Origin of the sequence: Candidatus Izemoplasma sp. (genome assembly GCA_036172455.1) — a bacterium.
Lineage (GTDB): Bacteria > Bacillota_I > Bacilli_A > Izemoplasmatales > Izemoplasmataceae > JAIPGF01.
This window is the reverse complement of sequence record JAXKVY010000003.1, coordinates 45,778-61,469: the sequence shown is the minus strand read 5'-3', so window position 1 is coordinate 61,469 and position 15,692 is coordinate 45,778. Positions and strand designations below refer to the sequence as shown.

Below are 15,692 nucleotides of genomic sequence, written 5' to 3'. Positions count from 1 at the left end.
ATGAATGTAGCAATTTATGGTGCTGGAGCAATGGGAACTATCCTAGGTGCCTATATGACAAAAGCAGGTTATGATATAGACTTGATTAACCGTAATCAAGCGCACGTTAAAGCTCTCAATGATGCTGGAGCAAAGATTATCGGAACGACTGAGTTTACACAGCCCGTTACCGCATTAACACCTGATCAAATGACTAAAACGTATGATATTATTTTCCTCATGACCAAACAAAAATATAATGCCGACATTGTGACGTTTTTAAACGATTACCTTGCCCCAACTGGTATTTTATGCACAATGCAAAATGGGATTCCTGAGCCCAAAATTGCAAAAATTATTGGTAAAGATCGTGTAGCTGGCGCAACGATGAGTTGGGGTGCTACTTTCCATGGTAAGGGGATTAGTGAATTAACGTCGAAGCCTTCAAGAGAAGCCCTAACATTTAGTGTTGGTAAATATGGTAATGTGAATCAAGCCTTATTTGATCACATTGTCACTTATCTTAGTACCATGGGTGATGTCACAATCGAGGATAATTTTATTGGTGCTAGATATGCTAAACTCATTATTAATGCAGCGTTTAGTGGCCTAAGCGTGATTACAGGTCAGACATTCGGTACAATCGCCAAAAACCGGACATCTCGTAAAGTCGCTTTAGATATTATGAATGAATGTATTGATGTTGCCATGAAAGCTGACATTAAGATTGAACCCTTACAAGGGCATGACATTACAAAACTTATGTATTATACCAACTGGTTTAAACAACAACTCAGTTTATCGATATTACCCATAGCAATGCGTAAACATAAAAACATTCGTTCAGGTATGTTACGGGATTTAAAACGCGGTAGAGAAACAGAGATTTTATATATCAATGGCATTATTACTGATTATGGCAAACAATATAATATTCCAACACCGCTGAATGACTTAGTCGTCCATTTAGTTAAAGAGATTGAACAGGGAGATCGCAATGTTCAGTTTGATAATATCCAGTTATTTAAAACACCAAAGATCCGCTAATCTTTGGTGGTTTTTAATGAAAATTGTTTTAGTGGAGTATAGGTTAATTCACCATCTACTCTGTGACTTAACATTAATGACACAGAAGTGACTTTGAATCTTAAGGATGCAATAGATGGTAGTGTTCTTTTAATCCTAGCTTTCTTTGCTAAGGTTACATGTGGTGTAAAAGGTCTAGTTTCTTTTTGATATCCTAATCTGTTCAAGTTTTCTTCAAGTGTTTGATATAATTGATATAATGCCTTATTATAGTGAACGCCAAGATAGATAATGTTTTTGGTTCTTTGTCTAAAGGTATCAAAATGAGTGAGTTTTAAATCAAAAGAGTTTACTGTTTTTAGGCTTGCTTGAATAACCTCACTCATTTTATCAATCTCACCTTGATTGCTCTCACCAATATATTTTAATGTAATATGGTAGTTGCTAGGGGTAGTGATATTTGCCTGTTCAATATCTTTTTTTATATGATCAAATCGGTTCTTAATCTGATTTTTAATATGTTCATCAAATGTAATTGCAAAAAAGATGCGCATTAGAAATCACTTCGTTTATGTGATAGGTACTCAAAACTAAAAATAATACATAAATGCACCATAAAGAACAGTATAACAAACTGTGTATAGAAGTCTGACCACTCGGACCACACGCGTTGTATGATATGCCACGGTAAGAGAATATCCCACGAATTAAATCTGAGGAAGCGACCAATTACAATCCCAATACTCGATAAAAATGATACTGTAGCAAAAAAGATAATACGCGATACCTTGAAATCTCTTAGTACAAGTGCTCGATGCATTAAAACAAGTGACTGGTATCCAAAATAGATGCCAATCAGAGATGTCATAAATAGATGCCCTAATGCCACATACATGGACATATCTGTCACAAATGTATAAGTCCAGTACCCAGTAGATACATAAAAATCATAGGGTGTGAGATGTAATATATCTGTGATGACATAAAAGGTGTTTGGAAACATAAAAAGCCACGCTAATGCATAGATGATAAATACTGGCATAGCAATCTTTTGTATCACCGTACTATTGGCATAAGTAGCTAATAGATATACAAGTGCACTAAGCCAAATATTCCATATCATTATGACATGGATAAGATCGTTAGTAATCATTGTTGTAAAAATAGAGATTATGCTGAAAAATCCTATGATTGTTAGTGTTTCGATAACATTTCTTTTTAACATCTCAGTCACCTTCTTGTATTAAAAAGCCCGTGATATACGGGCTAAAATTTATTTCATAAAACGTTCAGTAAAATAAGCAATAGTGCCCGTTTTTTCATCTTCAATATAATCTTCATACAATAAGAATGTTCGCGTTTCTCCATTACTAAATGATACACGTAATGATTCAATGAACTCTGACGTGTCTGGTGTATCATTATAAAACGGACGATACATAATGTGTGTTGAAATAGTAGCAAAATACTGATCACCTGGTTCATATTTTTCTCCAAGTTCTATTCCAATATCCTCAACCGTAAAAGGCCGGAAACTATCGACATGATGATTCAATGGTGTAAAGTTATACGCCATCTCTACATCTACTTTAAAGTTATGATTATTTAAACTGCTCGTAGATAACACCTGGCGCTCTTGAGCTAAGGCAATGGTAATCATCTTGTCTCCATCTTTAATATAATAGGTTGATAGACATGGTTCTTCTGTGTACAATTCATCAGTTAGATAGATGGTATCTTCATCTCTATATAAAAGAGAATGGGTCACAGTTTCATCACCTTGAAGGCAAGTTGTATTGGTAACATCTCGATATAACATATGCCCATCGACAAATTGATATGTTGAACTATACCAATGCCGTTTGCCGTCAATTTTCTCAGTCGCAAACGACGTTGTTAATGCAATGGTAATGAAAATGATTAATCCCCCAAATAAAATTAAAAAGCGCTTTAAGTTCATATTTTTCTCTCCCTGTTAGTTGCTAATGGTTTATCTATATTTTATCATATTATAATAATAAGACAATGCTAGATTTTTATCGCTATCCATACTATAATGACAAGTAGATAATAAGAAATGAGGTTTATTATGATTACTATTTTAAATGGGTCACCCCATAAAAAAGGTAAAACGATGATGGGGACAAATATCTTATTAGAGGGACATACATCACTATCACAGTTTGATGCATACGATATGCAGGTAAACTCATGTGATGATTGTAAATTATGTACGCATACGCCTAGATGCAAGTTTAAAGATGATGTCACATCTTTTTATCACACACTGGACAATAGTGATGTGCTCATTATTTCTAGCCCGATATATTTTGGAACCTTAACAGATCAAACTATGCAAGTGATAAATCGATTACAAGTTTATTATAATCAAAAGTTTATGAACAACAACCAATTAACAACACTTGATCATATTATATTTATGGTATCACAAGGAAGTGATAAACCTTATATGCATGAAGGAATTTATTATATAGCAAGGATTCTTGGTAAACTGTTTGATGCAAAGACACATGTCTTTGCGTTTACTGATACAGATAATAAAGAAGCAATTGATGACACTTTAAAACAACAACTAACAAACTTAAAAACTACCCTACTAGATAAAAAAAACTAACATTTCGTTAGAAATAAAATCCATCATATTGTAAAATCTTTATGAGCACATGACTCAAGGAGGTTACTATGAACTTATTTGTTTCCTTATTACCCATATTACTACCCTTTTTATTTTTAGTTCTGTTAAAAATGCCAGCTAAAAAAGGAATGACATTAAGCTTTTTAATTGTCTTAATAGGTGCCTACTTTTTCTGGGATATGAGTCAAGTTACACTACTTGCATCCATTATCCAAGGTACTCATAAAGCATTTGGTATCTTAATTATATTATTTGGTGCCATTATTATGATGAATATATTACAGATGAATGGGGCAATTGACCGTATTAATTTATGGTTTGATGAACTTACACAGGATATGCGTATACAAGCTATTTTAATCGCATTTATCTTCGGCGGTTTAATTGAAGGAGTGGCTGGATTTGGTACTCCTGCCGTTGTTGTTGCGCCACTACTTGTTGCATTAGGATTTAAACCCATAACAGCCGCAGCACTTGCACTTGTATCAAACAGTGTGCCTGTCCCTTTCGCCGCTGTAGGTACGCCCATAAAAATTGGTTTAGGTAATATCTCAACATCAACTGATTTTCTTAATGAAGTTGCGAGAACAATTACAAGTATTGAGTTTTTAGCTGGTGCATTTATGCCAACCATTATTGTATTTATGTTACTGTTCTTCTTTGCTAAAGATAGTAAAAAACAAGACTATTTCGAAATTCTCCCTTGGACATTGTTTATCGGATTCACTTACACCCTTGTTGCGAAACTCGTCTCAATTACTTTAGGATATGAATTCGTGACCATCATCACGGTATTAATTATGTTAGCTATATCAATTGCTTCGATTAAACTAGGATTTTTAATTCCTAAACATAAATGGCAAAATGCTAATGAACGCGAAGAAGACTTAACAGAGAGTGACATGTCAATCATTCGCGCGTGGTTACCCTATGCAATAGTTATCCTGTTACTTATCATTTCACGGGTGATTGCACCTGTTAAAACATTCTTCCAATCAGCTATTGACTTATCAATCAATAATATATTAGGTATTGCTGAAATTTCATCTTCATTACAACTTTTGTATTCACCAGGATTTATTTTAATTGTTGTTGCAATCAGCAGTGTATTCATTCAAAAATCAAGTACTAAGAACATTAAAGCTGCGAGTTTATTAAGTCTCAATACGGTCAAAGGTGCCGCCCTTGCATTAGTGCCAACCTTATCAATGGTACAAATCTTTTCAAACTCTGGCATTAACTTAAGTGATCTTGAAAGTATGCCGGTCTATCTAGCAACATTTCTAGGAGAGCATTTGAGTGGTATTTGGGTATTTTTAGCACCTTATATTGGAGAACTAGGATCCTTTATCACAGGAAGTGCGACTGTATCAACACTCACATTTAGTCCTGTACAATATCAAATTGCGTTAGATTACGGACTAAATGGTACTGTTATACTCGCATTACAATTACTTGGTGGTGCCGCAGGAAATATGATTTGCGTGCATAATGTTGTCAGTGTCGCAACGGTTGTTGGTGTGGAAGGTGAAGAAGGAAACATCATTAATAAAACCTTATTACCTGCATTACTATATGGGTTCCTTGTTGGACTAAGTGCATTTATCTTATTCTAATAACAAAAAATCACGTTAATTTGAACGTGATTTTTTTATGCTACTTGTTATAATAGACAAAAGGAGTGGATACTGTGAGACAAACAAAGGCTAATACCGGATTACTCATTGCAGGGATAAGTATCATACCTATTTTATTTGGTATCACTAACACCTATGTCCTTATCATCATGGATATCTATATTTTAACGGTGCTTTTCACGATGAAAAAACGATCTTACTATAAGATAGTTTTAGCTTTCATATTTCTAGTATATACCATCAGTTCGAGTATTTTAATAATCTACTTAAATACAACAACAGAAGTGTATTCTATGGTCTATAACTTAAACTTTATTCGACAAGTATTATTACTTTTAATCTTTATAGTAAGTATTACTTTGGTGATTGAACACTACACACAATTATTAGTAACAACATTTGCTATTCTTGTAGGCTTTGGCCTAAGTACACATTATATCTTATTGTTTCATGAGATTTATGTATATCTGATTGATCTCTTTAACATGCCGTTTGTTATTCCAGCGATTGGAAATGTTACTTTACTGACGTCAATCACTTTAATTATCATTATACTCTTTAAAGCACTGTTTATAAGACAGGTGATTATCGATACAAATAAACGTAATGAATATCACCGTGCTAATATAAATTAGAATCCTTTACGTTGCCCTTTGTAGGGTGGGGTTTTTTCATCATGATATTCATCGATACCTGGTCCATTTAGTGTTTTTAAACGCCAGATACCATAAATATAACTAATAGTTAAAACAAAAATTAATAAGGGTAGCCCCATGATAATATTAGCAACTACAAGTTCTTCCGTTGTTGATGTTAGATATAGGGTTAACTCGACAATAAAACGGAGAATGAAAAACCCTAGCCAGAAAATAGTTACTTCTAAGTAGGCAGGATAAATATCTTTTCTAAGAAACCAATCAATATCCCACCCTCTTGTGATGTGAGATGCAAACATCGCAAGAGGTTTTTTTATGAGGATAGATAGGGCTGTTACGACGATAAACACGCCTGTTCCAATTAAATCTGGTAAAAAGAAGTTAGAGGCATTGGTATTGATATAGACCATTACAGCCGCTACCAGTGTCCCAATTATGCCACCAACTGCATAATACCATTTTTCTTTTTTGTGTAAACGAATCCCAAGCATGATACACGCAAACATTAAGGAGAAAAGTAAGGCTATAAACAAGTCAAAGAACCGTAAGCCCACATAAAACAAGATAGGTGGAATCAATATATCTAAGGTGTTTCCTTTTAGTACAAAGATTAACTCATCCACAATATCTTTAAAAAGGTCTTTCATATTATTCAACTCTTAACGCGTCAACAGGATCTTTTTTGGCCGCAATCCGAGAAGGAATAAGGCCACCAACAAAGGTTAAGAATGCAGAAATGAGGACGAGACCAATTAAATGAAGGATGTTCACTTGAGCGACAGTTGATAAGGCTTCATCATAGTTACCTGCAAAGTAATTAATTGGGAAGGTTAAAATATAAGTTAACGCAATTCCAATGAGTCCAGCAAATGTCCCGATGATGATACTTTCCGCATTAAATACGCGTCCTATATCACGTTTTGAACCTCCAAGAGACCGAATGATACCTATCTCTTTTGTCCGCTCTAATACACTAATATATATTATGACACCAATCATTATACTAGACACTACCAGTGATATTGCCGCAAAGGCAGTTAATACCACACTAATTGAAGTGATCAATGTACTGAGTGTGTCTCCTATTGCTGCAGCTAAGTCTGTTTCAAATATTTTACTTTCAAGTGGTTGGTTTTCATTATATTCTGCGATATGTGTTTTAATCGCATCTTTATGTTCAACACTATCAGTATATATTTGAATTAAAAAGGGATGGGTTGTATTACAGCCGATGAAACTTAATACCTGTTCTTTTTCTTCATCCGTTAAGTTCACTAAGTCAAATACGGATTGATCTTGATTCTCTTGTACTGTACATATATTAGACTGTGCATTAATCGTAAGCAATTCTTCTTTTAATTCATATAAATATTTAATACCCCCATTGCCATATTCAAGGGCGTCATCACTTGCTTCTACAAGACCAACGATAGTCATCGTTATACCGTTATCAGCTACAGTATCTAAATTATTATAATTCGGTAAAAAGATTTCTCCTTGTTCGATATATAAATCATCATTTAAGGCGATGTAAAGCTCTTTTCCTAAGACATCTTCATAATACAATGTTTGGTCGGCGTCATATCCTAAGGCTTCAATAATATCCTTTTCAACAACACTCCATTCATCCATCAATAGAACGACTTCATTTGTAGTTGATGGCAGTCTACCAGCCTTAACTGTATAGTAGTCTGTGATTTTCTCTTGGCTAATGACAAATGGACTAAATCCGATGTTTTGTAAATCCATTCTTTCTACTGTGCCATCTCTTTCTGTGAGCACTGTTGGTACATAGCCATATTCATAATGAATATTCGTATAGATATCATCATCCATTGTTTCTAAATAGTTGATAAATTCTTGGGTTAAAAGGTTGGTATGGGTATCTTGATTGGGATCATATATAACAATTTCATTATCTTCATAATCCTCCGGGACATACGTGGTTGCGCCAGCCCGATCAAACCCTACTTCCATTTCTTCACGTCCTATTAAAATAGGCAAGTTAACAAGCTGATCGGTTTCTATTTCAGAGATTTGTTCACGAAATCCATTGCTTATTGATAATACAAGACCGATGCCAATGATACCAACACTGGCAGCTAACGCAGTTATAATTGTTCTAAGTTTTTTGGTTCTCAGATTATTAAAGGAGAGTTTGAGCGCAGTTAAAAAACTCATCGATGTTTGGGTTGGGTGATATTCTCCTTCGCTTTTTGCAATATCCTTATGTGTTGTTTCATGAATCACTTCGCCATCTTTTAACTCGATCGTTCGTGAAGCAAACTCATCGGCGTACATTTTTGCATGCGTCACCATGATAACTAATTTGTCTTTTCCTACTTCTTGTATTAAAGATAAAATTTCTCGTGCTGTCTCACTATCGAGAGCACCGGTTGGTTCATCGGCTAAAATAACATCTGGATTATTCACTAATGCACGAGCAATCGCAACGCGCTGTTTCTCTCCACCAGATAGTTTTGTTGGCCGTTTATGAATATGTGATGACAAGCCTACCCGATCAAGTACCTCTAGTGCTCGCTCCTTACGTTCTTGAGCAGTAACACCTGATAAAGTCATACCTAATTCAACATTATCTAACACTGATAAATGGTTAATTAAATTATAACTCTGAAATACAAAACCAATACTGTGATTACGGTATGCGTTCCAATCCGATTCTTTAAAATCTTTTGTACTCACACCATTAATTAACAAGTCACCTTCACTATATCGATCTAATCCACCAATAATATTTAACAACGTTGTTTTCCCACACCCACTCGGTCCTAAAATCGCAACAAACTCTCCTGGATGCATTTCAATATTGATATTATTTACTGCACGAAAATATCGTTCACCAACTTTATAATCTTTTGCTATGTTCTTAAGTTTTAACATCTTCCTCACCTCAGTTAATTTCATTATACACTATAAGTGCCCTAATGAAATTAATAAGCAATAAAAAAGATGATATACAAGGGCATGTATATCATCTTTAAACTAAGGGAGGATTCTTAAATTAAAGGAATCCAAAAGGTATTAGAATATTATTGTAGAAAGGTTGTATGTTCAATAGTAACAAGACTGGGCTAGATTACTTGATTCTTATCACCCAAAGACACATTACCTTTCATTCATATATACATTATTGAAGAAAGATTTTCTCCTTTTTCCAAATAAAAATTTGGAAAATCCAAACTTTAATCTGTTTTACGACGTTTATAGTTTTTCATTTTAGCTTTGTGTTCATACATTTTGTTATCTGCATCGATAATCTTTCCTTCAATATCACCTGAAGGTTATGACTAATCTCATAGCTAAATTAGAGATGCCAAGTTTATTCTTCATACTAGCTATAGGTATATTGTCATCTCTTATTATTACACAAAAGATGTTAGTAAACACAGTTCTTTTTGCGTCTACTAACATCTTACTGAGTCACTTAATTGCTATTGTTTTTGAACAGCATGCCTTTAATCTCATTATTATATAATGTATTTATGTGATCGAATCCACGAGCTAACTCTGATATTTGATGACTGTCAGAACCGAGTGTAATGGTTTGACCACCTAATTCAATGAACCGCTTAATAACAGAAATTTTAGGATAAGGTCTGTTTTCTTTGATAAGACCCGATGTATTAATTTCAATTCCTTTTTTTCTTTCAATTAAAGCTTTTAAAATGTAATCAATCTGTTTTTTATATATGGGATAATCATAATCACCAAATGGACTATATCGTGTAATATAATCTAAATGACCAATAACATCAAATTGTTCAATGTTATTAATCGCATCAAGGACAGTATCAAAATACATTTGATAAGCCTTTTGTTTTGTTTTAGATTCAAAATACTCTTGTGTATAGAGATCTTTCTGTTCAACATAGTGAATTGATAAAATGACAAACTCAAAAGGATAGGTTTTTATAAATGCATTGATGGTCTTTGCCATATGTGATTGATACCCTATTTCTACCCCTAAACGAACTCTGATTTTGGCTTCTTTTTTTGCTTGATTAAATGCATTGATATAATTATCATAATCGATCATATCGTAAAAAAGTGGATGTTTCGCATCAAAGTCAACATGATCGGTAAAGGTAATTTCACTTAATCCTATTTTTTCGGCAGCTTTGATGTATTTTGAAAAAGTTGCTTCTTGATCAGCATCTGGAGAATAGTGGGTGTGAATGTGTGAGTCTTTTGTAAAATGGATCATTTTCTCCGACTACTCAGTTCCTTAAAGATATCACTAAGTTCGATGCCATTATTCACCATTAATACCAGCAAGTGGTAAAATAAATCGCTAATTTCATAAATCGTTTCTTCATTGTTATTTTTAGATGCGATAATCACTTCACTCGCTTCTTCACCGACCTTTTTAAGAATTTTATCAATCCCTTTTTCAAATAAATAGTTGGTATACCCACCATCAGGGTTTTGTTGCTTTTGTTTTATAACGTTGAATAAAATGGGTAAGATGGTATCGTTTGCCACCCGATTATTATTATAAACATCACGGTAAAAACACGTTTTATTACCTGTATGACAAGCTGCGCCAACTTGTTCCACTTTAGCTAGCAAGGTATCTTCATCACAATCATATGATAGACTCGTTAACCGTTGAATATTCCCTGATGTTTCACCTTTTTTCCATAGTGTTTGTCTACTTCGACTATAGTAGACCATTTCTTTTGTATCTATTGTTTTAGTGTAAGCCTCTTGATTCATATAAGCTAACATAAGCACTTCATTCGTATAAACATCTTGTACAATAACTGGGATTAACCCATCTTTATTAAATTGTAGTGTCATAGTGTCACCTCTCTATACGTATTGGTATATTGTTTTGTTTTAATGTTTCTTTTAAATTATCGATTGCGATTTCCTTATAGTGGAACACACTAGCGGCTAAGTAGCCATCCACATCTGTTGATTTAGCTAATTCGACAAAATCTTGAATGCTTCCAGCGCCACCTGATGCGATTACTGGAACAGATACAAGTTGAGTAATCTTCTTTAATAATGGCATATCAAAACCTTGTTTCATGCCATCATGATTCATACTGTTAATGACAAGTTCTCCAGCACCCAGTTTAACACCCTTTTTAGCCCACTCAAGTGCATCTAGACCTGTATTTACACGTCCGCCGTTTTTAAAGACAATATACTCATTATCGATTTGTTTAACATCCATTGATAGTACAATGCATTGAGCACCATATTTTTCTGATGCTTCTTTAATCAAATTGGGATTATCGATTGCGGCTGAGTTTATCGAAACTTTGTCAGCTCCTTTATTCAACACATTAGCAATATCATCTATCGTTTTTAATCCACCACCTACACAAAATGGAATATTAATTTCTTCAGCTACTTTTTCTACGAATTGTAAGGATATTTCTCGTGCTTCATGCGAAGCTGTGATGTCATAAAATACAAGTTCATCTGCTCCTTCAAGGCTATACCGTTTTCCGAGTTTTTTAGCATCATCGACATCTTTTAAATCTTGAAATTGTGATCCCTTTACCACACGTCCATCTTTAACATCTAGACAGGGGATGATGCGTCTTGCGAGCATAGAATTGCCTCCTTTATACTGATATCTTCTGTGTATAGTGCTTTCCCTATAATGGCACCATATAAGTCCATTTGACTTAATTTTATAACATCGTTATAAGTACTCACACCACCAGAAGCGATAACATTTAAGTTAGTCTTTTCTGAAAGTATTTGATAGTCATTGAAATTAGGCCCTGCCATCATACCATCTTTCGCAATATCGGTATATACAATGGTTTTGATTCCTGCCTGACTTAAATCTTGACAAAAATCAATGGTTCTTTTGGCAGATGTTTCTTGCCATCCATGATAGGTAACATAGCCATCTTTCGCATCAATTGACACAATGATTTGATCTGAGAAACGTTTTGTTAAACTCGGTAAAAGAGCCATTTCTTTTATCGCAAAGGTGCCCAATATAACGCGGTTAACACCCATGTTTAGTAACGTTTCAATCCGTTTCACAGAGCGTATCCCACCACCTACTTGAAGCTTTAATGATGTGTTTGCAATGATAGTTTTTACAACAGCATCATTTTTCTGAGAACCAGTTTTTGCACCATCCAAATCAATCACATGAAGCCATGTAGCACCAGCTTTTTCATAGGCTTTGGCAATCTCAACAGGCTTACTGCTATAAATAGTCTTTTCTTTAAAGTCACCTTGTTGTAATCGAACAACATTACCCCCCATTAGATCTATGGCTGGAAAAATAATCATTGTCCCATCTCCTTAATTGCCTGTAGTAATTTCAGTCCCACTTGGCCACTTTTTTCAGGATGAAACTGCATGCCAATGACATTATCTTTTCTTACGATAGCAGGAATGTTTATCTCATAGTCTGTATACGCAATAACATTTTCAGAAGGCGTATCAGCATAATAGGAGTGGACAAAATACACATAATCTGATTCATTAATATTTTTTAATATATTATCCTCTTGATTAAACAGCAGTTCATTCCATCCCATGTGTGGGACTTTTTTATTGATATCTAAATAAATAACATTCCCCGTTATGAACCCTAATCCCTCTGTTTGACCATACTCAGTACTACTATCAAATAATAACTGCATACCCAAACAGATCCCTACTAATAATTTACCGTTTTTTACATGGGTTTTAATCAGTGGAATCAACCCCGTTTTCTCTAAATCTTGCATTGCATCTTTAAATGCGCCAACACCCGGTAAAAACAAGATATCTGCTTGTTCGATGTCACTGGCTTCTGAACTGATTTTCGCTTCAATACCAGCACGTTCTAATCCACGTGATATTGAGCCAATATTACCAACTTTATAATCAATTATAACATTCATTATAAAACACCTTTAGTTGATGAAACAGTATTACCGGTGATACTTTTAGCCATATTTAAAGCTCTTCCGAATCCTTTAAAAATAGCTTCAACCGCATGATGATTGTTTTCAAAATAACGTAAATTGATGTGGCATGTCATACGACTTTCGATCATCAATGCATAGAAAAACTCTTGAACATTTTCAAGTGATAACTGTCCTATTTTTTCACGGGTAAACGTAGCATTAAAGGTTAAGTAGGGACGATTAGATATGTCTAGTGCGATGTCTGCTAAAGCATCATCCATCGGTGTCAAAGTCGACGCAAATCGGGCGATACCGTTTTTGTCACCTAGACTCTTATTAATCAATTGACCAATCACAATCCCGACATCTTCAACTGTGTGGTGATCATCTACCGCTAAGTCTCCTTTAACCATAATTGTTAAATCGATCTTCGCATAGAAGGCAAAGGCTGTCAGCATGTGATCAAAGAAACCTATCCCTGTATTTATTTTAGTTTTACCACTACCATCTAATTTCAGCGTTGCGTTAATATCTGTTTCTTTCGTTTGTCTATTTAAACTACTTTGTCTCATGATAAACCTCCTTTAATGCTTGAATCACACGTTGATTTTCTGTGGCATTACCGATGGTTATACGGTAGTACCCATTGTTAAATGATCGTATTAATATTCCTTTTTTTAATAATAGTGCATCCAGGGGTTGGTTGGCTTTAATGTAAAGAAAATTCGTTGAGCTTGGATACACAGTTAAATCTAATGCTTTTAGTTGATTGTATAAGATGTCTCTTTCTTTGATTAAATTACGAATAAACTGTTTCACTTGCGTCGTTTTTGAAAGAGCTTTTAACCCATATTGAATTGATGCTTGGTTTAAACTGTAGGGTAATTTCACTTTGAAAAGTGTATCAATAAGTTGTGTATTTCCTATCATATAGCCAATTCGCAATCCAGCCAGTCCATATGCTTTTGAGAATGTTCTTGCAATAATCAAATTATCATACGTACCAATTTCTGCGACAAGGCTTTCTTGTTCATCAGCAAACTCCATATAGGCTTCATCTACAACAACAAGTGCTTGTGTGTTATTTAATAGCTGAATGATATCTTCTTTCGGAATTAATGTTCCTGTTGGGTTATTGGGATTACAGACAAAGATGATACTTGGTTTTAGTTTGTCATCTGCTTCAATTAACGTCTGTATTGACAATGTCATATCAGAATGTAACGGAATGGTTTCGTATTTTACTTCATGTATTTGAGCATAAATTTGATACATTGAAAATGTTGGTGAGAATGTAAGTACTGTATCGTTTTTTTCACTGAATGTTTTTACAAGTATTTCTAATAATTCGGTTGATCCATTACCTAATACAAAGTTTTCTGGTGCTAATGCGTATTGCTTACTCAGCGACTCTCTTAGTGAATCAGCAAATGTATTCGGATATTTACTGGTATTAAAATCGAGTGTAATGCCCTTATCAAACAAGTAGTTTTTAGTTTCATTGGCATTTAAAATAATATCTGCTTGTAGGTCATTAACTTGATAAGGTCTGAGTGCTTGAATGGCTTGTTTAATTTTCATCATATCGCACCTTGATCGCATTTTTATGAGCCGTTAGTCCTTCGATGTCAGCAAGTCTCATAATGCTGTCTTTATAGTCAAATAAGTTCTCTTTACTATATTTAATCAACGACATCTTTTTCACAAAATCATCAACGCCTAATGCCTGAGAGAATGTCGCTGTACCACTTGTTGGTAATGTGTGGTTTGGACCTGCGATATAATCACCAAGCGGTTCAGGAGAATATGGGCCAATAAAGATTGCACCTGCATTAATGACTTCATTTGATAATGCTTCGGCGTTATCTGTTAAGAGTTCTAAATGTTCTGGGGCAACTTGATTGATTACTTCGATTGCTTCGTCATCATCATCTACTAAAATAGCCATACCCCCTGTTTTCAATGCTTGTTCGATAAACGCCTTCCGTTCTAATTTATCGGTTTGTTGTCTTAACACCTTGTTCACTTGGTCTATTAATGATTGTGATGTTGAGACTAAAATAGAACGGGCTCTAATATCATGTTCTGCTTGTGATAATAGATCAGCGGCTACGAACTCAGGGTTAGTAGATGCTTCTGCGTAAACTAAAATTTCACTAGGGCCTGCGATCATATCAATACCAACTTTGCCAAAAACTTCTTTTTTAGCCAAGGCAACAAAGATATTACCTGGTCCAACAATCTTATTAACAGGTTGAATAGATTCTGTACCGTAAGCTAGTGCAGCAACCCCTTGCGCTCCTCCACAGCGATAGACTTCATCAATGCCAGCTACTTTTGCCGCAGCTAGAATGATATCTTTAATATTTCCCTTTTTATCTGGGGGACTGATCATGACAATTCTTTTGACACCAGCAATCTTGGCAGGAGCGGCATTCATTAATACTGTTGATGGATAGGCAGCTGTTCCCCCAGGAACATATAATCCAACTTCTTGAATCGGAACGACTTTTTGACCGACATAACTGTCTTGACTTACGCTTAATTTATATCCTTCTGAGATTTGTGCCTCGTGAAAAAGTGTAATGTTTTGATACGCAGTTTTAAGGTCATCAATAAGTTCCTTACTACAGCGATTATACGCATCATTAATTTCTTTGTCTGACACTCGAAAATCTTGTATTGATACATGATCAAATTTTTTTGTATAGGCTTTAAGCGCTAAGTCACCGTTCAAGCGTATATTTTTAATAATCTCTTTTACAACACGCGTTTCTTCTTCAACGTTTTGATTGACTATATCTAATGTTTCTTCTAAATCTTCTAATAATATTTGTGTTAACAT

The 15,692-nt window shown here is 34.6% G+C and carries 17 protein-coding genes; 4 read left to right on the top strand and 13 right to left on the bottom strand.

Annotation, left to right across the window (positions count from 1 at the left end; genetic code table 11):
- A complete protein-coding gene (locus tag UMR38_05605) occupies positions 1–1,026 on the top strand; it encodes a ketopantoate reductase family protein (GenBank protein ID MEC9485332.1) in 1,026 nt (341 codons plus the stop codon).
- Here UMR38_05605 and thpR read toward each other — a convergent pair.
- Genes thpR through UMR38_05590 form a run of 3 tightly spaced genes read right to left on the bottom strand, consistent with a single transcriptional unit; the run spans position 1,023 to position 2,965 of the window.
- A complete protein-coding gene (gene thpR / locus UMR38_05600) occupies positions 1,023–1,559 on the bottom strand; it encodes an RNA 2',3'-cyclic phosphodiesterase (GenBank protein ID MEC9485331.1) in 537 nt (178 codons plus the stop codon). The two genes, UMR38_05605 and thpR, sit on opposite strands and share 4 nt — an antisense overlap.
- Positions 1,559–2,230, bottom strand: coding sequence for a DUF1361 domain-containing protein (locus UMR38_05595; GenBank protein MEC9485330.1), 672 nt, complete (start codon positions 2,228–2,230; stop codon positions 1,559–1,561). The genes thpR and UMR38_05595 overlap by 1 nt, the downstream gene beginning before the upstream one ends.
- 48 nt (positions 2,231–2,278) lie before the next feature.
- Entirely contained in the window at positions 2,279–2,965 is a 687-nt protein-coding gene (locus UMR38_05590) for a hypothetical protein (protein MEC9485329.1), read from the bottom strand.
- 129 nt (positions 2,966–3,094) lie between these two features.
- On the opposite strand from UMR38_05590, the gene UMR38_05585 reads away from it, so the two are divergent.
- The 3 genes from UMR38_05585 to UMR38_05575 all read left to right on the top strand — a co-directional run bounded on the left by UMR38_05585 (position 3,095) and on the right by UMR38_05575 (position 5,933).
- Positions 3,095–3,640 (top strand): flavodoxin family protein, encoded by a 546-nt coding sequence (locus tag UMR38_05585; protein MEC9485328.1) that lies wholly within the window; start codon positions 3,095–3,097, stop codon positions 3,638–3,640.
- A gap of 68 nt (positions 3,641–3,708) precedes the next feature.
- Positions 3,709–5,277: an L-lactate permease gene (locus tag UMR38_05580; GenBank protein ID MEC9485327.1), complete on the top strand. Its 1,569-nt coding sequence runs from the start codon at positions 3,709–3,711 to the stop codon at positions 5,275–5,277.
- 74 nt (positions 5,278–5,351) lie between these two features.
- Positions 5,352–5,933, top strand: a complete 582-nt coding sequence (locus tag UMR38_05575; GenBank protein ID MEC9485326.1) for a hypothetical protein — start codon at positions 5,352–5,354, stop codon at positions 5,931–5,933.
- Here UMR38_05575 and UMR38_05570 read toward each other — a convergent pair.
- From UMR38_05570 to hisD, 10 genes are all read right to left on the bottom strand, one after another.
- Positions 5,930–6,601 carry a DUF3159 domain-containing protein gene (locus tag UMR38_05570; GenBank protein ID MEC9485325.1) on the bottom strand — a complete coding sequence of 224 codons (672 nt, stop codon included), beginning with the start codon at positions 6,599–6,601 and terminating at the stop codon, positions 5,930–5,932. The genes UMR38_05575 and UMR38_05570 overlap by 4 nt on opposite strands.
- A 1-nt stretch (position 6,602) precedes the next feature.
- The gene (locus UMR38_05565) at positions 6,603–8,855 is read right to left on the bottom strand and encodes an ATP-binding cassette domain-containing protein (GenBank protein ID MEC9485324.1); all 2,253 of its coding nucleotides are present in this window, start codon (positions 8,853–8,855) and stop codon (positions 6,603–6,605) included.
- A gap of 544 nt (positions 8,856–9,399) precedes the next feature.
- Complete coding sequence (locus UMR38_05560) at positions 9,400–10,179, bottom strand: histidinol-phosphatase HisJ family protein (GenBank protein ID MEC9485323.1); 780 nt, start codon at positions 10,177–10,179, stop codon at positions 9,400–9,402.
- The gene (gene hisIE, locus UMR38_05555) at positions 10,176–10,775 is read right to left on the bottom strand and encodes a bifunctional phosphoribosyl-AMP cyclohydrolase/phosphoribosyl-ATP diphosphatase HisIE (GenBank protein ID MEC9485322.1); all 600 of its coding nucleotides are present in this window, start codon (positions 10,773–10,775) and stop codon (positions 10,176–10,178) included. Before hisIE ends, UMR38_05560 begins: the two co-directional genes overlap by 4 nt.
- Before the next feature lie 4 nt (positions 10,776–10,779).
- Positions 10,780–11,541, bottom strand: a complete 762-nt coding sequence (gene hisF / locus UMR38_05550) for an imidazole glycerol phosphate synthase subunit HisF (protein MEC9485321.1) — start codon at positions 11,539–11,541, stop codon at positions 10,780–10,782.
- On the bottom strand, positions 11,511–12,242 hold the full coding sequence (hisA, locus tag UMR38_05545; protein ID MEC9485320.1) for a 1-(5-phosphoribosyl)-5-[(5-phosphoribosylamino)methylideneamino]imidazole-4-carboxamide isomerase: 732 nt from the start codon (positions 12,240–12,242) through the stop codon (positions 11,511–11,513). The genes hisF and hisA overlap by 31 nt, the downstream gene beginning before the upstream one ends.
- Positions 12,239–12,841 carry an imidazole glycerol phosphate synthase subunit HisH gene (hisH, locus tag UMR38_05540; protein MEC9485319.1) on the bottom strand — a complete coding sequence of 201 codons (603 nt, stop codon included), beginning with the start codon at positions 12,839–12,841 and terminating at the stop codon, positions 12,239–12,241. The genes hisA and hisH overlap by 4 nt, the downstream gene beginning before the upstream one ends.
- Positions 12,841–13,419 carry an imidazoleglycerol-phosphate dehydratase HisB gene (gene hisB / locus UMR38_05535; GenBank protein ID MEC9485318.1) on the bottom strand — a complete coding sequence of 193 codons (579 nt, stop codon included), beginning with the start codon at positions 13,417–13,419 and terminating at the stop codon, positions 12,841–12,843. Before hisB ends, hisH begins: the two co-directional genes overlap by 1 nt.
- Entirely contained in the window at positions 13,406–14,428 is a 1,023-nt protein-coding gene (gene hisC, locus UMR38_05530; protein ID MEC9485317.1) for a histidinol-phosphate transaminase, read from the bottom strand. Before hisC ends, hisB begins: the two co-directional genes overlap by 14 nt.
- Entirely contained in the window at positions 14,418–15,692 is a 1,275-nt protein-coding gene (gene hisD / locus UMR38_05525; GenBank protein ID MEC9485316.1) for a histidinol dehydrogenase, read from the bottom strand. The genes hisC and hisD overlap by 11 nt, the downstream gene beginning before the upstream one ends.